Source organism: Paenibacillus sp. Y301 (assembly GCF_059445505.1).
This window is the reverse complement of record NZ_JCAIUL010000001.1, coordinates 362,119-380,898: the sequence shown is the minus strand read 5'-3', so window position 1 is coordinate 380,898 and position 18,780 is coordinate 362,119. Positions and strand designations below refer to the sequence as shown.

At 40.8% G+C, this 18,780-nt stretch carries 22 protein-coding genes; 2 read left to right on the top strand and 20 right to left on the bottom strand.

Features of this window, described 5'->3' with window-relative positions; genetic code table 11:
- Nucleotides 1-55 precede the first annotated feature (55 nt).
- Both AC1D69_RS01840 and AC1D69_RS01835 read left to right on the top strand, forming a co-directional pair.
- Nucleotides 56-397 (top strand): hypothetical protein, encoded by a 342-nt coding sequence (locus AC1D69_RS01840; protein WP_495454438.1) that lies wholly within the window; start codon nucleotides 56-58, stop codon nucleotides 395-397.
- Nucleotides 398-498: 101 nt separating this feature from the next.
- On the top strand, nucleotides 499-669 hold the full coding sequence (locus tag AC1D69_RS01835; protein WP_495454437.1) for a hypothetical protein: 171 nt from the start codon (nucleotides 499-501) through the stop codon (nucleotides 667-669).
- A 130-nt stretch (nucleotides 670-799) separates the two neighbouring features.
- Here AC1D69_RS01835 and spo0A read toward each other — a convergent pair whose 3' ends face one another.
- The 20 genes from spo0A to spoIIIAF form a co-directional block, all read right to left on the bottom strand.
- A complete protein-coding gene (gene spo0A / locus AC1D69_RS01830) occupies nucleotides 800-1,603 on the bottom strand; it encodes a sporulation transcription factor Spo0A (protein ID WP_495454436.1) in 804 nt (267 codons plus the stop codon).
- 201 nt (nucleotides 1,604-1,804) lie between these two features.
- Nucleotides 1,805-3,139, bottom strand: coding sequence for a SpoIVB peptidase (gene spoIVB, locus AC1D69_RS01825; RefSeq protein WP_495454435.1), 1,335 nt, complete (start codon nucleotides 3,137-3,139; stop codon nucleotides 1,805-1,807).
- A 116-nt stretch (nucleotides 3,140-3,255) separates the two neighbouring features.
- Entirely contained in the window at nucleotides 3,256-4,980 is a 1,725-nt protein-coding gene (recN, locus tag AC1D69_RS01820; RefSeq protein WP_495454434.1) for a DNA repair protein RecN, read from the bottom strand.
- A 31-nt stretch (nucleotides 4,981-5,011) separates the two neighbouring features.
- Nucleotides 5,012-5,461 (bottom strand): transcriptional regulator AhrC/ArgR, encoded by a 450-nt coding sequence (gene ahrC / locus AC1D69_RS01815; RefSeq protein ID WP_495454433.1) that lies wholly within the window; start codon nucleotides 5,459-5,461, stop codon nucleotides 5,012-5,014.
- A gap of 25 nt (nucleotides 5,462-5,486) precedes the next feature.
- Nucleotides 5,487-5,969, bottom strand: coding sequence for a hypothetical protein (locus AC1D69_RS01810; protein WP_495454432.1), 483 nt, complete (start codon nucleotides 5,967-5,969; stop codon nucleotides 5,487-5,489).
- Between the two features lie 81 nt (nucleotides 5,970-6,050).
- Nucleotides 6,051-6,893, bottom strand: coding sequence for a TlyA family RNA methyltransferase (locus tag AC1D69_RS01805; protein ID WP_495454431.1), 843 nt, complete (start codon nucleotides 6,891-6,893; stop codon nucleotides 6,051-6,053).
- Nucleotides 6,894-6,921: 28 nt separating this feature from the next.
- Entirely contained in the window at nucleotides 6,922-8,814 is a 1,893-nt protein-coding gene (dxs, locus tag AC1D69_RS01800; protein ID WP_495454430.1) for a 1-deoxy-D-xylulose-5-phosphate synthase, read from the bottom strand.
- A 121-nt stretch (nucleotides 8,815-8,935) separates the two neighbouring features.
- Nucleotides 8,936-9,790 carry a polyprenyl synthetase family protein gene (locus AC1D69_RS01795; RefSeq protein WP_495454741.1) on the bottom strand — a complete coding sequence of 285 codons (855 nt, stop codon included), beginning with the start codon at nucleotides 9,788-9,790 and terminating at the stop codon, nucleotides 8,936-8,938.
- A gap of 43 nt (nucleotides 9,791-9,833) precedes the next feature.
- Nucleotides 9,834-10,094, bottom strand: a complete 261-nt coding sequence (gene xseB, locus AC1D69_RS01790; protein WP_495454429.1) for an exodeoxyribonuclease VII small subunit — start codon at nucleotides 10,092-10,094, stop codon at nucleotides 9,834-9,836.
- Entirely contained in the window at nucleotides 10,078-11,448 is a 1,371-nt protein-coding gene (gene xseA, locus AC1D69_RS01785; protein WP_495454428.1) for an exodeoxyribonuclease VII large subunit, read from the bottom strand. Before xseA ends, xseB begins: the two co-directional genes overlap by 17 nt.
- 11 nt (nucleotides 11,449-11,459) lie before the next feature.
- Nucleotides 11,460-12,317: a bifunctional methylenetetrahydrofolate dehydrogenase/methenyltetrahydrofolate cyclohydrolase FolD gene (gene folD / locus AC1D69_RS01780; RefSeq protein WP_495454427.1), complete on the bottom strand. Its 858-nt coding sequence runs from the start codon at nucleotides 12,315-12,317 to the stop codon at nucleotides 11,460-11,462.
- A 38-nt stretch (nucleotides 12,318-12,355) separates the two neighbouring features.
- Nucleotides 12,356-12,808 (bottom strand): transcription antitermination factor NusB, encoded by a 453-nt coding sequence (gene nusB / locus AC1D69_RS01775; protein WP_495454426.1) that lies wholly within the window; start codon nucleotides 12,806-12,808, stop codon nucleotides 12,356-12,358.
- Between the two features lie 232 nt (nucleotides 12,809-13,040).
- Nucleotides 13,041-13,274 carry a DUF2273 domain-containing protein gene (locus AC1D69_RS01770; RefSeq protein WP_495454425.1) on the bottom strand — a complete coding sequence of 78 codons (234 nt, stop codon included), beginning with the start codon at nucleotides 13,272-13,274 and terminating at the stop codon, nucleotides 13,041-13,043.
- A gap of 14 nt (nucleotides 13,275-13,288) precedes the next feature.
- Nucleotides 13,289-13,828: an alkaline shock response membrane anchor protein AmaP gene (amaP, locus tag AC1D69_RS01765; protein ID WP_495454424.1), complete on the bottom strand. Its 540-nt coding sequence runs from the start codon at nucleotides 13,826-13,828 to the stop codon at nucleotides 13,289-13,291.
- A gap of 77 nt (nucleotides 13,829-13,905) precedes the next feature.
- Entirely contained in the window at nucleotides 13,906-14,313 is a 408-nt protein-coding gene (locus AC1D69_RS01760; RefSeq protein ID WP_495454423.1) for an Asp23/Gls24 family envelope stress response protein, read from the bottom strand.
- Between the two features lie 135 nt (nucleotides 14,314-14,448).
- Nucleotides 14,449-15,792 carry an acetyl-CoA carboxylase biotin carboxylase subunit gene (accC, locus tag AC1D69_RS01755; RefSeq protein WP_495454422.1) on the bottom strand — a complete coding sequence of 448 codons (1,344 nt, stop codon included), beginning with the start codon at nucleotides 15,790-15,792 and terminating at the stop codon, nucleotides 14,449-14,451.
- A gap of 116 nt (nucleotides 15,793-15,908) precedes the next feature.
- Nucleotides 15,909-16,406, bottom strand: coding sequence for an acetyl-CoA carboxylase biotin carboxyl carrier protein (gene accB, locus AC1D69_RS01750; protein ID WP_495454421.1), 498 nt, complete (start codon nucleotides 16,404-16,406; stop codon nucleotides 15,909-15,911).
- Between the two features lie 156 nt (nucleotides 16,407-16,562).
- The gene (locus AC1D69_RS01745) at nucleotides 16,563-17,324 is read right to left on the bottom strand and encodes a SpoIIIAH-like family protein (RefSeq protein ID WP_495454420.1); all 762 of its coding nucleotides are present in this window, start codon (nucleotides 17,322-17,324) and stop codon (nucleotides 16,563-16,565) included.
- Nucleotides 17,325-17,365: 41 nt separating this feature from the next.
- Nucleotides 17,366-18,004, bottom strand: a complete 639-nt coding sequence (gene spoIIIAG / locus AC1D69_RS01740; RefSeq protein ID WP_495454419.1) for a stage III sporulation protein AG — start codon at nucleotides 18,002-18,004, stop codon at nucleotides 17,366-17,368.
- Nucleotides 18,005-18,019: 15 nt separating this feature from the next.
- Entirely contained in the window at nucleotides 18,020-18,772 is a 753-nt protein-coding gene (spoIIIAF, locus tag AC1D69_RS01735; RefSeq protein WP_495454418.1) for a stage III sporulation protein AF, read from the bottom strand.
- Nucleotides 18,773-18,780 lie beyond the last annotated feature (8 nt).

The window sequence follows — 18,780 nt, the reverse complement described above, 5'->3', positions numbered from 1 at the left end:
ACATTTACCTAATTCTGATAAACTAAAGCCAAATCTATTTATGGAGGGGTTATTCTTGACTAAGATCCTCAATGCTCTTGGTATCATATCTATTCTTGGTGGGATAATTTTAGGGATTATGTATGGAATGCAAGGCAATCCAGTAGCTAATTTGATTAAGGGTAATGAAGAATTCCACTTTATACTCGCTTTGACATGGTGGATCAGTGGAACTATCTCAGGGTTATTGTTTTTTGCCTTCGCATCAATGCTCAAATATTTAAAATTCAACAATGCTATGTTAGTGGAACTTATACATAAAACACGTGTGGACGCACCACTAACTCCACGTAAAACATTAGTTAGTAAAACTTCGCTGGATTCAGCACCTGACTATAAAATGAAATGGAAGAACTAAGAAGGATTTACATAAAGGATGAATGCATAGAAGAGCTAATGCATGATCTTAAAATCCCGTCATGATGATGTAATCTGACTCAGCTGGAATGGATTGAAGCGATGTTTGAAATGACTTATGAAGGAAAAAGTGAGGGCAAGGATGAGGCATACGAAAAAGCTAAAAGTGCAGAAGAGAATAAAAAGCCCTGCCAACCAATTAAGGTGAGGGGTATTTTTGCACGTTCAGTGGATGCTAATTGTAGTATTTACTCAGATACATTTGTTAAATGAATAAGACGCTCATCCGCTATTCAACGGACAAACGTCCCACTTATCTTTACTAACCCTGATGGGGGTTTTGCATAAATTCATCCTTCCGTCTTATGATTAAATACACCACTAAGTCAAACGTAATATACTCTTAAGACACCTTGTGCTCAATTCTAAGCTTATCCGCTACCATCGCGATGAATTCTGAGTTCGTTGGCTTAGACTTGCTAATATTGATCGTGTAGCCGAACAGGTGACTGATGGAGTCGATGTTGCCGCGTGTCCAAGCTACTTCAATGGCATGACGAATGGCACGTTCTACGCGTGATGGTGTTGTTTTGAACTTCTCAGCAATAGCCGGGTAAAGAGTTTTTGTAATGGCTCCCAAAATTTCTATGTTGTTATACACCATGGTGATGGCTTCCCGTAAATATTGATATCCTTTAATATGTGCAGGAACGCCGATTTCATGAATGATGGATGTAATGTTCGCATCTAAATTTTTTCCTTTTCCTAAAGGAAGTACATTAGATTTGTTGTTAGACATCGACATGCTTGGCGAATTCACATTCTGTTGACCCACCAATTGGCGAACACGGTTCGCAAGAACTTCCATATCGAATGGTTTCAAAATGTAATACGATGCTCCTAGCTGTACAGCTCTTTGAGTGATGTTCTCTTGGCCGAATGCTGTCAGCATAACTATCTTTGGTTGTGGAGAGATATTCATCTCACGCAGGCGTTCAAGTACCCCAAGGCCATCCAGATGCGGCATGATGATATCCAAGATGAGAACGTCTGGTGCTTTTCGAGATTCATTGATCATATTAAGCACTTCCTCACCATTATAGGCGATTCCGGTAACAACCATGTCCTCTTGCTCCGATATGTATTCGGCAAGCAAATTTGTAAATTCTCTGTTATCATCCGCTAACATTATTTCAATTTTCTGCACTGTTGGTTCCTCCTTAGTTTCTGTTGGATAATTGGCAAGCTGTGATCTTTATCCTCTCTTAACATAACTTTCGACATCCAAATTCCAATTCCTCCTGTCGAATATTATTTTTGTTTATTTTTTTATTGACTTGATTTATAATTAAATATTTATTACACATATAGACCTCATTCGCTCATTTATGACAAAAAAACCCTAAGGCTAACTCGCCTTAAGATCTGTTTGTTGATTTTTATTTTTTTGCATAACACCCGAATCTTGAAGCATCCATTCGATGAAACAGCCATAACCTGATTTAGGATCATTCACAAAGACATGGGTAACAGCACCAATAAGCTTGCCATTCTGGACGATAGGACTTCCACTCATACCTTGAACAATACCACCAGTTTTACTAATCAGCTTCGGATCCGTGATCTTTAATACGAGACCTTTTGTAGCAGGTGCATCTTGACGTGCAACATGAACAATATCTACTTTGAAACGTTCTACTTGCTGGCCATCAACTACCGTCAATATTTCTGCAGGACCCTCTTTTACTTCTTCAGCAAATGCAACAGGAATGGGTTCTTTATATAGACTATGCTCGGGGTTCTGCGTCATTTTACCAAAAATGCCGAAATGCGTATTGCTTACAATACTACCTAAAATGTGGCTTTCTTTCAGGAAATGAGCTCTTTTCTCACCAGGTTCCCCATCTTGGCTTTTGGAAATGGAGGTTACATTAGATTGTACAATTTCGCCACTTCCAACGACGATAGGGGTCTGTGTATTCATATCTGTAATAACATGTCCAAGTGCACCATACACGCCCTGATCGGGAGCATAGAAGGTTAGCGTTCCTACACCCGCAGCAGAATCACGAATATATAGACCAAGGCGCCAAGCTTTATCTTCCTCGTCGTAGGCAGGTGTTAACTTCGTTGTTAACGTTTTATCTCCTCTTTTAAAGGAAATTTCAAGATTTTTCTTTTTCAACCCAGCTTCATCAACCATGTTAGCCACTTTACTAATATCCGTTAGGGGAACACCATCCATATGTGTCATTAAATCACCCAACTGAATACCAGCATTCTCACCAGGGGATACTCGATTGTCTTTACTGACATTAACTAAATGATGCCCTACTACCAAAATACCGGCTGATTTCACCTTGACACCAATGGTCTGACCACCAGGTATTACTTTTAATCCTGGAACAACCTGAATTCGTACCGTTTTAATAGGAATCGTTCCGAATAATTTCAGGGTAAGACGTGCATTGCCAATTTGTTTTGAGCTAAGCTGTAAAGGATGGCCCGGAGACACTTGTAACGTTGGACGTACCGATCCGTTCAATTGCAGAACATCGGGTCGGTCCACGGATACCTGAGCGTTAACGGGAACTGCCAGTTGAAGCATGGATGAATCACCGGTAAAAAGTCTTACGTCATTGGGTAATGCTGCATAACTCTGAACGGTTTCACTTGTACCAAGGAAACACAGAAAGAAGGCAGTTAATACGCCTAGTAATTTCTTCCTGAGATTGGAGTTCAATGGCTGTCACACTCCCTTTTGCTTCTTTCGCTTGACGAAAGGTGGTCGCCAATTGCGTACCTTTAAGATAACCCCGCCCTCAGGCTTTTATTACTGTCAATCATTACTCCGTCCCCTCATCTGACAGCTTTTCTCGCTTCAGCCAAGTTCAGCATCTCTTGGGCATGATGTCGGGTTTTTTCCGTAATTTCAACTCCACCCAACATGCGGGCAAGTTCTTCAATCCGTCCATGATCAGACAGATTCTCTACTTGTGTCATTGTTCTTCCATCCGAAATATTCTTTTCGATCAAATATTGATGATCTGCCATACAAGCAACTTGCGGCAAATGAGTGATGGAGAACACTTGGCACGTCCCAGATAATTTAAATAATTTTTCTGCTATGGATTGAGCAGCTCTACCGCTGACACCTGTATCAACTTCATCAAATATAAGGACTGGAATGCGATCATGACGAGCAAATATACTCTTCATCGCAAGCATAATTCTTGAAAGTTCTCCACCTGAAGCAATTTTGCCAAGGGGTCTTAATGGTTCTCCCGGATTTGGAGAGATCATAAATTCCACATTATCCATTCCCTGCTTCGTTAATCGCACCTTGTGGCCTTCTACTTCATATCCACGTGGATCCTCAAGCAGATCCAGTTTAACTTCGAGGGATGTTCGTTCCATTTGAAGATCTTTAAGCTCACTTTCAACTTGGGTTGCCAATTCAACAGAACATTGTCGTCTAGCCTGACTTAATTCATAGGCTGTGCGGAGTACACTCTCAAGCATGCCATCGCGCATCTGAATAAGACTTTCTATACGTTCATCTTTATGTTCCAACAAATCCGTTTCTTGCTTAATATTCTCGTAATAATCAAGAATTTGTTCTACACTATCGCCATATTTACGACGAAGCGTAATAATTGAATCCAGACGTTGTTCAACCTCTTCTAACCGTTCAGGATTAAATTCAATGTTCTCACGATAATCCCTTAATTGAAAGGCTGAATCTTCAAGTTGAAAAAATGCTGACTGTAACTGCTCAAGTAAAGGCTTAAGACCATCTTCATCATAATTTATGACATCTTTTAACTGCGATATGGCGTTGCTAATAGAAGCTACACCATTGTGTCCATTAAGGATCTCATAAGCTCCTGTGACAGCATCCATCATTTTCTCACTATGGGATAGCTTGACCCTTTCATTGGATAACCATTCATCTTCTCCCGGTTTTAATTGCGCAGTCGCAATTTCCTCCAATTGAAAGCGATACAAATCCAACATTTGATACGCTTTTTGGCTAGAATTCTGTAGTTCCCGAAGTTCCTTCTCGACTTTAATGAAATCTGAATATTTACTTTGATAACTTTGCTTCAAAGGGCCAATCACGTGTTCACCATATGTATCTAGAAGATATAAATGTTTTTCTGGACGTAGCAAATTCTGATGCTCATGTTGGCCATGAATATTTACCAGTTGCTCACCTACTTCACGTAGCATCGTAAGATTCACAAGTTGGCCATTGATTCGAGAAGTACTTTTCCCTTGAGTCGTGATTTCACGACGAATGACTAAATGCTCATCATGTTCGCCTGCTATACCGTTCTTACTTAGGATGTCCCACACTGGATGGCCCTCTTGTAGCTCAAATAAAGCCTCAATTTCCGCTTTATCACATCCATACCGAATAAGGTCAGCAGAGCCTCTAGCACCTGACAACAAACCTAGTGCATCAATAATAATGGACTTACCTGCTCCTGTCTCCCCAGTAAGTACATGAAATCCCGGATAAAAATGAACGTCAATTGCTTCAATTACGGCTAAATTTCGAATGGATAACGTAACCAACATGAATAATCCCACCTTTGGCTCTTTACTGAGATTAAGAAATGAACCCTAGAATTTGCTTAATAACATACTGACTATCTTCTTCTGTTCGACAGATCATTAGAATGGTATCGTCACCACAAATCGTACCCAGAATCTGATTCCATTCCATATTGTCCAGCAGGACGGCCACAGAATTCGCTGTTCCTGGAAGACACTTCATAACCACAAGGTTACCCGTATGATCAATTTGAACATAGTTGTCAACAAGTGCTCGTTTTAATTTTTGAATTGGATTGTATCGTTGATCCGTCGGAATTGAATATTTATATCTTCCATCATCCGTCGGTACTTTAATCAGAAATAATTCTTTAATGTCTCGAGATACGGTTGCTTGTGTAACTTGAAATCCCGATTCCCTTAAAGCTTCCACCAATTCATCCTGTGTTTCAATATCACGATGCGTGATAATATCACGAATCCTAATGTGTCGCTGTCCTTTCATAAAAGCCTCCTATGACTGTTAATAATTATCCATCATGTCCATTCCATTCTTCTTCATCCCATTCGAAGTAAATATGTCTTATTTCTCGTTCACTCACATCAACATACAATACTCCTGCACAATCAGGATAAAGTAAGAAATAGGGTAATAGACGATCTCGAAGTGAACTACCTGTCCATTCTTGTGGCATCCGCTTCCGTGCAGTCTTGACCAGATATATCGCACCTTCATCATCTGTCGCTACATAATCAATAAATAACCTACTATAATAATCTTCTCGATCGACTTCGAAATAAAGGGGGATCTTAATTCGTCCACCCACTACTTCAAACCCATTACTTTGCAACAAATCTACGGCTGGATGATCAGGTATGTAATCACTAAATGGAATATTCAAGCTGCGACCGATCACTGGGTTCTGTAACCACTTCTTTATAAGAAAAAAAATACCTATAACAAGAAGAATGCCCATTATAGCCATTATGAATAAATCACCGCGTCCCGCCATCCGAATCACCTCGTAGATGTATTCGTGAACCCTTTAAAAAAACCCTTTTTCAAGTAAAATGGCTACACCAAAGAAACCCATCTACTTAGATGAGTTCCCTTTAAACGTATGGGTTGCTTCTTTGATCACGTCATCGATGAGATTGTTCATCCTTAAGTTATCCAATAGAAGTCCCTCACGATCAGAAGACTCTAGCTTCCAATGAGCTAGAAATTCAATATTACCTTCTCCACCCGTAATAGGAGAAAAAGTTAATCCTTGAAGACGATAGCCTAATTCTTCAGCAAACGTAAGAACCGTCTCTAGCACTTCACGATGCACTGCAGAATCACGAATTACACCTGACTTACCTACTTTATCTCGACCTGCTTCGAACTGCGGCTTAATCAAAGCCACAATATTTGCGGGCTGACTTAATAATGCCATTAGAGGTGGTAATATGATTCGTAGTGATATGAATGAGACATCTATGCTTGCGAAATTCGGAATGTCCCCTTTTAAATCATCGGGTGTCATATATCGAAAGTTAGTCTTTTCCATAACGCATACCCGATCATCGCTTCGAAGAGACCAATCTAATTGATTGGTTCCCACATCAATGGCATATACGTATTTAGCTCCATGCTTTAATGCGCAGTCTGTAAACCCGCCTGTTGAAGAACCAATATCCAGCATTACCGCATCTTGAAGATCAATTCCAAAACTGTCGAGGGCCTTCTTTAACTTCAGCCCCCCGCGGCTTACATAAGGATGAACGGCACCTTTAACTCTAATCTCAGCATCTCTTGGAACTTTCATTCCTGGTTTCTCAATTCGTTCTTCTGCAGCAAAAACAAGTCCAGCCATAATCGCTGCCTTCGCCTTTTCACGACTATCATATAACCCTTGCTCTACAAGAAGAACATCGATACGCTCTTTTTCCATATATTCACCTGATTCTGTCTTTTACGTCTTAAGACGTAAAGCCTCTTTTACCATATTCGAAAGGTTGAAGAGCCATGAGTTTATGAATCTCCTCACATACTGCATTAACCGTTAAGTTTGTTTCTTCGCGTTGTTCCTTGATACTTCCATGTTCAATAAATCGATCGGGAACACCCATAATAGATACCTTCGTATCAAATATGTGTTCACTTGCATAGAACTCAAGAACAGCGCTGCCTAAGCTACCCGCTTCACTTGCTTCTTCTAATACGATCATATTCTTTTTTGAAAGCGCAAGAGACCGTAGCATATCTCCATCCACAGGCTTAAGGAAGCGTGCATTTACAACTTGCAGTTGTATACCTTCACGTTTCAGCTGTTCTGCAGCTTCAAGAGCAATTTGAACCATAGGTCCAACAGCAAGGACTGCATAACCCTCGCCTTCACGAACCGTTTCCCATGTCCCAATTGGAATAGGTACTAACGTTTCATCCAGATCCACACCAAGACCGTTTATACGCGGATAACGATAAGCAATAGGACCCTCATTATATTCTAACGCCGTCAACATCATATGACGGAGCTCATTTTCATCTTTAGGCATCATTAATACCATATTTGGAATATGGCGCATAAAGGCAATGTCGTATACCCCTTGATGTGTTTCTCCATCTGCTCCCACATATCCAGCACGATCAATCGCAAACATGACGTTGGCGTTATGACGGCAAATATCGTGAACAATCTGATCATATGCCCGTTGCATAAAGGTAGAGTACACTGCAAATACAGGCTTCATACCTTCCATCGCTAATGCAGCACACATTGTTGCAGCATGTTGTTCAGCAATCCCCACATCAATCATACGATCTGGAAATCTCTTACCAAATGGAATTAGTCCGGATCCTCCTGGCATTGCTGGTGTGACAGCTACAACTCTTGAATCACGTTCTCCAAGCTCAATTAATGTTTGTGCAAACACATCTGTATACATTGGATTTCCTACTGATTTCAACACTTGACCTGATTCAATCTTATATGGACTAATACCATGCCATTTATAGGAATCCGCTTCCGCTGGTGTGTAGCCTTTACCCTTTGTTGTAAGGATATGAACAAACACAGGGCCGTCTACATTATCCGCTTGATGAAATGCATCGATTAGTTTCTCCAAGTCATGTCCATCTACTGGACCAAGATAAGTAAAGCCTAATTCCTCAAAAAGAATGCCTGGTACAACCATATATTTAAGGCTATCCTTTAATTTCTCAACTGTCTTGGCGAGCTTACCACCAATAGCTGGGATTTTTTTGAGCATACCTTCAACTTCATCTTTTGCTCGTAAATAGTGACGATCTGAACGTAACTTAAGTAAGTAATTGTGCATAGCACCTACATTGGGAGCGATGGACATCTCATTGTCATTAAGAACGACCATCAACTTCTTCTGTTCATGACCAATATGATTCAGTGCTTCAAATGCCATACCACCCGTTAAGGCACCATCTCCAATGACAGCAACAACCTTGTTATCTTCGCCTTTAAGATCTCTGGCAAGAGCCATTCCCATCGCCGCAGATAAAGAGGTGCTACTATGTCCAGCTTCCCAGACATCATGTTCACTTTCTGCTCTCTTAACGAATCCACACAAACCATTATATTTACGTAAAGTATCGAATCGATCCATACGACCTGTCAGGATTTTATGAACATAAGCTTGATGACCTACATCAAATATAAATTTATCTGTTGGGCTATTGTAACAGTAGTGTAGGGCAAGTGTAAGTTCAACCACTCCCAAATTCGATGCTAAATGCCCTCCCGTTACAGACAATTTCTCAATCAGAAACTGACGAATTTCAGTCGCTAGAGAAGCCAGTTCGTCAACGGATAGTTTTTTCAATTGTTGAGGCTCATTCATTTGTGGAAGCTTCACTTAAATCTCCCCACTTTTCTTCTATAGGATTTGTTAATGTTACGTACTTGGGAATCTTTCCGCTCATTATATCACAAATGAACCTTACTAATAAAACTCACTATTTTTAATGATCTCGGTTAACCAAATAATCGGCAATCTCTAAAAGACGTTCAGGATAAGGAAATCCTGCCTCGATAATCGTATTCTTAGCTTTCTCAGTCAGTCTTGCCACTTCCATCTTTGATTCTTCAAGGCCAATAAAATAGGGATACGTTACTTTATCTTGTTTGACGTCACTTTGCGTCTTCTTGCCAAGTTTAGCCTCATCTCCAATGAGATCAAGGATGTCATCTTGAATCTGGAAAGCAAGTCCAAGATGATGACCAAATGTACGAAGTGCTGTAATCTTAGCTTCGTCCGCGCCAGCAATTCGTCCACCTGCAATAAGAGAGAATATAATGAGATCGCTGGTCTTGTGGGTATGTATATATTCCAGTTGGGCAAGACCCGTAAGTCCCTGCTCGCCTTCCATATCCGCAACTTGTCCGCCAACCATTCCTCTAGGTCCCGCCATTTCAGCCAGATCTTCCACGATAGCGAGCACACGATCGGTAGGTATACCATGTTTACGTGAAATCTGCGCTAAATTAAAAAAAGCATGTGTAAGTAGCCCATCCCCTGCAAGAATGGCCATAGCTTCACCGTATACCTTATGATTCGTCAACTTACCACGGCGATAATCATCATTGTCCATTGCTGGAAGATCGTCATGGATCAGTGAATACGTATGAACCATTTCGACCGAACAAGCTGCTTCTATCGCAGCTTCACGTTGCCCTCCGAGTGCTTCACAAGCTGTAATGACCAAGAGTGGCCGTAAACGTTTACCACCTGCAAGAAGGGAATATGTCATGGATTCCTTTAAATTTGAAGGCACATCCCAGGTGGAAGGGAAAATATCCAACAAGGATGTTGTCATCAAATCTGCTATATCATCAATGTAATCTTTTAATGGAGGTTGATTATTCAAGAGATTCACCACTTTCTGAATCGAGTGAAGAACCAAATGGTTTTTTACGAAGCTCGCCATCTTCCTCCACAATCATTTCAATTTTACGCTCTACCTGTTCCAACTTCTGACTACATAACTGGGAGAGACCCATTCCTTTTTGAAATAATTCTATCGCCTTCTCCAAAGGAACATCCCCATGCTCAAGCTCGTCAACAATCTCTTCCAATTGGCTCATTGCTTGTTCAAAATTAAGCTCAGTGACCTTCGCCATGACTTTGCTCATCCTCCTTCATTGCCCATACCTGACAATCGAATTGACCATCATTAACTCTTATTTTCACCAAATCACCAAGCTGAACATCACTTATTGATTTAATTAAGCGTTTCTCCTGTTCGTCATAAACGAGACTATAACCCCTAGACATGACTTTCAATGGACTAAGAGCATCCAACTGCCTGACTGCAGAACCTAGCTGTGTCTGGTGCCCCTTTAAAATAGAGATCATCGCTTGGTTAAGCTGGCGCTGACTTTTCTCTCTGTTCTTTTTAGCAGAGGATACTTGCTCTGTTGGATTAAATCGTAACAGGCTATGGTGTATGCGAGATTTTTGTTCTTTGTTAAGTTTGATACCAGAACGAATCGATCGTGTAAGTTGTTGCTGAAGCCGATCAAGACGCTCTGTGTGTTCTTGTAATGTTCTACGTGGATGAACCAAAACAGGTGAACGTTGTAACGCGGCAAGACGCTCACGTCCCTGTTGCACTCGTTGCTTCAATGCATGGCGTAACTGACGCTCTCTAAGCTGAAGAGTCGCCTTAATTTCCTCTATTTGGGGCACGGCTAGCTCCGCTGCTGCCGTAGGGGTTGCTGCTCTAAGATCTGCTACGAAATCTGCAATCGTGAAATCAGTTTCATGGCCAACAGCTGAGATAATAGGAATCGAGGATTTGAAAATAGCCCTTGCAACCATTTCCTCATTGAAAGCCCATAGTTCTTCTAATGAGCCCCCGCCTCTGCCAACAATGATTACATCAGCTTCTCCCATGCTATTCAACGCTTCAATTGCTTTTACAATAGAAGGTGCAGCACCTTTACCCTGCACCAGCACTGGATATAGGACAATATTCGCTTGTGGATAACGCCGCTTCAACGTAATAATAATATCTCTAACTGCTGCGCCCGTAGGAGATGTAATAACACCGATGGTCTTAGGATAAGTAGGTGTTATCCTTTTTCGATCAGATGCAAATAACCCTTCTGTCTCCAACTTTTTCTTCAGTTGTTCAAATGCTAGATACAAACTACCTATCCCATCAGGTTGCATATGAGTCGCATAGAATTGGTACTGTCCATCACGTTCATAGACAGTAACATTTCCTCTAGCGATAACCCGCGAACCTTCCTTCGGGATGAAAGGTAATTTTTGATTATGAGATCCGAACATAATAGCCCGAATACGGCTACTCTCATCTTTTAATGTGAAATACATATGTCCACTAGAATGGTGAGTAAAATTAGAAATTTCCCCACGAATCCATACATCAGACAATAATGAATCCGAATCCAGCTTCATTCGGATGTATTTGTTCAGATCTTTAATGGATAAGACATTCTGCTGGTCCATAACAAGCCCCTTTATGACAATCCGTGATGCCGTTTGGTGGCAATCAACGTATTCTGCATCAGCATAGTAATCGTCATGGGACCAACGCCTCCTGGAACAGGCGTAATCGGCCCTGACACTTCCTTAACACTTTCAAAATCAACGTCACCCGCTAGTTTACCATTAGCCAGTCTATTCATCCCAACATCAATAACAACTGCCCCAGGCTTCACATAACTCGCATCTATAAAATTTGCTCGTCCAATGGCTACCACTAGGATATCCCCTTGTCTCGCAATCTCAGCCATGTTAGCTGTACGAGAGTGACACATCGTCACGGTTGCATTTTCTCTTTGAAGTAACAATGATACCGGCTTGCCAACAATGTTACTTCTACCAATAACCACGGCATGTTTGCCTGACATTTCAATTCCAGCACGCTTGATGAGTTCAATAACACCCGCTGGTGTACAAGGAAGGAGGCTATCATCGCCGATCACCAGATTACCTACGTTGACTGGATGGAAACCATCCACGTCTTTCTCCACAGAGATTGCATTAATGACAGCTTTCTCTTCAATATGCCCCGGAAGAGGGAGTTGTACAAGTATTCCATTAATATTATCTTGAAGATTAAGCTTCTCCACTAATGTTAACAACTCTTCTTGTGTAGTCATCTCCGATAAACGATGTACTTCAGAATAATAACCTAGATCATGACAAGCCTTCTCTTTATTCCGAACATAGACTTGAGAGGCAGGATCTTCCCCTACCAATACGACAGCAAGTCCTGGAACAACGCCTTTACTTGCAAGTTCCTGTACCTCTTCTGCTAAGAAACCACGGATTTCACCCGATACTTGTTTACCGCTTATAATCGTTGCTGTCATCATACTCTCCCCTTATGTTGTATAATTTACAAAGAATTTTATGAGCGCTTTTCTTTCAATTCATCTAAATCACCAATCATTTTTCCAAGAACTCCATTTACGAATTTACCTGAATCTTCTGTACCGAAATGTTTTGCAAGATCAATGGCTTCATTGACAACAACTTTTGCCGGTACGTCTTCTTGATATACCATTTCATAAGTTGCTAGGCGTAATACTTGACGATCCACACGGGATAAGCGACTAATTTGCCACCCAACGAGATAATGACCTAACAATTCATCGATAGCTACTTTATTGTTCCATGTCCCATTCACAAGTTCAAGAACGTATTCCTTTAACTTGAGTTCATCTTTGATAACTCTTTCTGTCTCATTCTCTTCAGAAGCTTCCTCTAATAGGATTGATATAGCTTCTTCACTTTCAACTAAGTTCATTTCCATTTGGTACAAGCTTTGTACCACGATTTCTCTCGCTACACGTCTTTTCATAATTATCCGTTCCTCCTGAATTATCTTGTATTGCGTTCATTTATCTCATAACAGAACCTAACCATGTTGTCATTTTCAGGCCATACATGTGCTTCTTCGTGAAATATTAACAAAGTATAACGTGAAACTTATACTTTCTTAATATTCACAAAAAAAACCCCGGAAAACTTCCTCCAAAAATTGGGCCTGGCGAAGCTGCAGCTCTTTTCCCGGAGAAAGCATATCACAGGGTTCATTTAAAAGGGCGCCAACGTTCCGATAACCATTGCATAGCTTCTCTCATAGGAATCAAGAAACCTTGATGCAAATCTTTTCTTTTACCGAAAGTGTACCCAATGAACACAACCAATGCAAAGAACAACATATCCCAAAAACCCGAAATCAAATATATTATACCAAATAAAACCCCTGCTATACTACCGACAATGCGACCTCTGTGACTCTCCCACATCTCTTTCCAAAGCATCGGGAAATCCACCTCTATTCCACTCTACTCTTAAAGCTTGGTGACTGCGCAACGTTCGCAATAAAGACCGATACATCAGATACCGGAATCCCTGTCGTTTCTTGCAGATAATCGTGAACTTGTTTCTGTATATCAGATGATAAACTAGGGATAGATGAATCACCGTCTACAACAGCACGAATTTCAATGTTAATCCCTGCTTGATCCACTTTAACACGCGCCTTCAAGTCTCTTGTTCCCCGAACTTTAGTCGCTGCCTTGAGACATAAGTTCTCAATGGTTTCTACCGAAATTTGAATATCTCCAAACTCTGTTCGCTGATCAATAGATGGTATGCTGTTCCGATCCCTACGAATAGAGATGTAGAAGAACCGAAGACTAAGAAGTAATAATATCGACATCACAATAATGGCAGTGACGAATATACGATCATCTGAGTCATCAATCCAGTTAGAAGGTAATACACCACTTAGGTGGAGGATGGCAGCTACAGAGAGAATTGCGATACTCAAGCTATATATAAACAGCAAGAATCTATCAAGGATTTTAGCCACGAAACAACCCAACCTCCTTAAATTATAGTAAACCCTCGACATATACTGTCGGGGGTTTGAATGCCTATCGTAGTCTATTATTTAACACGTTGGCTGAAATCAACGTCTTCGTTCTTATCCACTTGCTTAAAAATAACATCATGAATGTGTACGTTTACTTCAATGACAGTCAGACCTGTCATGTTCTCAATCGAACGTTTAACATTGCTTTGAATTTGAGTAGCCACTTCCGGTAGACGATAGCCATATTCTACAATGACAGATACATCAATAGCAGCTTCGCGTTGTCCCACCTCAACTTTTACCCCTTTAGATTGATTCTTTCGGCCAAGAAGTTCCGCAATTCCACCTGCGAATCCACCGCTCATTCCTGCTACACCTTTAATTTCAACTGTAGCTAAACCAGCAATAACTTCAATAACTTCAGGAGCAATCTGAATCTCACCGATATCCGTACGTTCATATTCAGTCGGTAATGTACTCATAGTGATCTGTTCACACCCTTCAGTAAGTTCTTTTCAAACATTGATAATTGTCTACATACACTAACTAGGCATGTAAATTTTGTTATTCATACTATATCATTTAGGATTCATTAAGACAAACAAAGGTTCATGAATTTAGATCTCATTTTCTTCTAAGAACATGATGTCGAAATCACCTTCGATGAATGTAGGATGTTTCAGTAGTTTTTGATGGAAAGGGATCGTTGTATGAATTCCCTCTACCGCAAATTCTGATAACGCACGTTTCATTTTGGCAATCGCCTCAGCCCGTGTTGGAGCCCATACAATCAACTTAGCAATCATAGAATCATAATACGGTGGAATTGTGTAACCTTGGTAAGCTGCACTATCGACCCGTACCCCAGGTCCCCCAGGAGGTAGATAAAAGACAATTTTACCAGGTGCAGGCATAAAGTTTCTAGCTGGATCTTCTGCATTAATACGGCATTCAATCGCCCATCCGTTTATAACAATATCTTCTTGGGTAAAGGATAGGGAATGGCCCTCAGCTACTGAAATCATTTCCTTAATGAGATCTACACCTGTCACTAATTCCGTTACTGGATGTTCTACCTGAATACGTGTATTCATCTCCATGAAATAGAATTGACCGTCAGATCCAAGCAGAAATTCAAGTGTTCCCGCTCCGGAGTAATTCACTGATTTGGCTGCACGTATAGCTGCTTCACCCATACGCTCCCGAATTTCCGAAGAAAGTACAGGACACGGTGCTTCTTCTATCAACTTTTGTCTACGTCGTTGTACGGAACAATCACGTTCTCCCAAATGAACCACATGACCATAATTGTCAGCAATAATCTGGATTTCAACGTGTTTCATTCCTGTTAGATATTTCTCTAAATATACACCTGCATTGCCAAAAGCCTTCTGAGCTTCCTGTTGCGCTGCAGTTATTTGTTTAATTAATGACTCTTCATCGTCCGCAATACGAATCCCTTTACCTCCACCACCAGCGGTTGCTTTGATAATGAGTGGATATCCAATATCGCGGCCGAGAATAATAGCTTCTTCAAGACTATCAATAAGACCATCAGAACCAGGTATTACAGGCACACCTGCCTCTATCATAGTCAATTTAGCAACAGCTTTATCACCCATTCTTGTAATCGCATCTGCAGAAGGGCCGATAAAAGTAATGTTGCATGATTCACAGATTTCAGCGAAATCTGCATTCTCAGCTAAAAATCCATACCCTGGGTGAATCGCATCACACCCCGTTAGTGTGGCGACACTCATAATATTAGTAACATTCAGGTAGCTATCTTTGGATAATGTGGGTCCAATACAATATGCTTCATCGGCTAGACGAACATGTAAGGATTCCTTATCTGCCTCTGAATAGACTGCTACGGTTGATATGTCAAGTTCTCGACAGGCCCGGATAATACGAACCGCGATTTCTCCTCGGTTCGCAATGAGCACTTTGTGAAATTTCATTGCTGGTATCATCCTCCTCAAAGTTTTCCGCAGGAAAACTCTCTTCGTAAGCATTAACTCAAAGTTTTCCGCAGGAAAACTCTCTTCGTAAGCTTCTTGATATTGTATTCATTGTCTTACTCAGGTCGCACCAAGAATAAAGGTTGACCGTAATCTACCAGTTGCCCGTTCTCAACTAGTACTTCTACAATCTGCCCCTTAACTTCCGCTTCCAATTCATTCATTAACTTCATAGCTTCTATGATACACACCGTCGACTTCGAGTCTATTTTATCTCCACTACTTACAAATGGAGCGTCATCAGGAGAAGCCGATCTGTAGAATGTCCCCACCATAGGGGAAACAATTTTATGTAATGATGATGAATCCGCAGATGCCGACTGATTAGTCGTCGAACCTAGATCAGACCCCTGATTTGTCGATTGCAGCACTGGTTGAACCTGTAATGGTGCCATTGGATATGCTTGTGGGATAGATTGTTGGAATTGTGCAACTTCCGGTTTCCCAGGTTTACGAATGGATACGCGAGTGCCCTCCATTTCAATTTCCAACTCTTGAACAGTTGATTGGTCTACTAACTTGATCAATTCCTTAATCTCACTCAACTTAAACATTGTCAATTCACTCCTTCAACTTTCAGAACCGCTTTACATACAGATATGCATACACATACCGATATGTATTATATCACAACCGTCAGAAATGGAAAGAGTCCAGACTCCCCTGGACTCTTTCCACCTCTGTCTAATAATGACGTAAAATAGCGTTTATCATGGTGCTACGTATTGTACGCTTACTTTATCTTGAGATACATTAAGCTCCTTCATGACAAGTTCTACTATAGAAACGGCTTGCTTTACATCAAGTTTTTCACTAAGAACAAGTACTTTATACTTATCATTTTCCTCTTTTACAACGACCTCATCGAATTGATTAGTAAGTTCTTCTTCAATTCCAGTGATTTTGGATTCTTTCTCATCTAAACTTCTCAAATCATCATTGGCTTTCGCCACTTCTTCAGGTGTGTTCGTCTCATTTAATTTCACATACAAATCATTTTCTTTCTTCATGCTACTTTCTTTGCGCTCCAATTGATACGTATCAAGAATACTTCTACCGGAAGTAGCTTGGGATGCGACTTCTTTAAGAATCTCTTCATCATTTTTAGGTTCAGTTGATGGCGTTGTTTCAGCTTGTGCAGTCTCGCTCGACTTATCTGTAGCTGATCCCGTCTTATCTGTGTCCTTTGTTGCTGTGTCGGTAACTACAGTAGTTGTATCCGTTTCTTTTGCAGTATTCTTCGTATCGGTTGTATCTGCTGTAGCTGTAAGATCTGTCGTCTCGCCATCCACTTTCACTTCTGACACAATAGCCTCATTATTGTCACCTGTCTTTTGATCAACAACCTGCTGACTATCTGCTACAGGAATTTTAGAGGTACCTGAATCCTCTGTAAAAAGGTAATAAGCCGAAAGTACGACCATCAAACTCAACATGGACACTAACCAAATGGTTTGTCTTTTATTATTCATTCCTAATTTCCTCCTTCGTATTCTCATAAAATAGTGGAATATTATTCCTGTTTGCGTGGAACAACTGAAATTCTATAACTTGGTACATTTAAACCTTTAGCTATTGCATCTATCACAAGGTTTCGAACCACCTGATTCTCTGCCCCTTTGGCTACAATTAGTACGCCTCGAATTTGAGGTTTGACCTTTTTCGTTATGATCGGTGTCTCACTACCTGATGAATCATAGGTTACGATTTCACCATCACGAGTGTATTGAGTCGTAGTCCGTTTACCTCCGTTAGCATCGCTTTCTTCTGAGTTTTGTTGGGAATCCTTAACGTTTCGTTGGATGACTATTTCTTCTGTTGAGTCTACTGTAACCAACACATCGACCGTGCCTACACCCACTATTTTCTCCAAAATCTCTTTAATATTGTTCTCAAACACCTCTTCAATACTGCCGAATGTATCTGGTTGAGCGGATGTGTTTTGGAAAGCTTCCTGGGTTAGAGTATTCGTTGGTGGCTCTCTTCCTATATTCTCATTATCAACTTTCTTCACATTGACAAAGGAACTAAATAACACAATGGCTACTCCCACTAGCCCAAGAATAATGAGCCAACGAAAGACAGATATTTTTTTGGCTCCACCATTTCCTCCACCAATCCACTGCTCTAATCTCTTAAACCAGTTCCCCAATTTCAGTCACCCCCTTTACATTTTGCTGTCTTCCGCATTTCCAATAATCTGGATTTGCTCAGAATGTATATTCCACTGTTTACTAAGTAACTTTACGATGTCTGCTGTTTTTTCGTCGTTGGAAGCCAGCGTTGCGTTGGAACTTTTATCCGAGTTACTATCTTCTGATGATTTACCTTTGGTCTCCACTGGCTCTACTTTTACTTCAACCTGTACAGGAGCGATTGGAGTTATAGCTATTTGTTGTGAAGGATTGCCATCGCTATCCCATTGTTCTTGAAGATCCTGTGGTTCTTCCTGTAACACAACCTCAACGGATGCAATGGACGGTGTTGCTTGTTCATCCTCATTTGTAGCAGGAAGAAGACTTAACTGAACCTGAACTTCTTGAATTCGAGTCCCAGTCTGCTCTTGAATTTGTTGCTTCATTTGTCTTGCAACTTCTTCTCCAGCCCACTGAAGACTCTGATTTAATTGCTGATGTTTCAATTCCTCTGCTTTCGACATAATTTGTTGCAACGTCGTTTCTTTACCATTCGTGAAATTGGCTGAGTTCATGTCTTGGGTTTGAAAAGCTTCACTTAACTTCATTTCAGGCCTATCCGTAAAGAGTTTAATTATAGGTTGTAATAATGTGAGAAGAATAAGGAGGCTTAGTACCAGCTTGACATAACGTTCCATCGAACGACTGGGTAGAATGAGATCTACAAAAGTAGCCAGTAGCACTACCATAATTACTTCCCTCATCCATTCGTTTAACCAGCTCATAGAAAGCC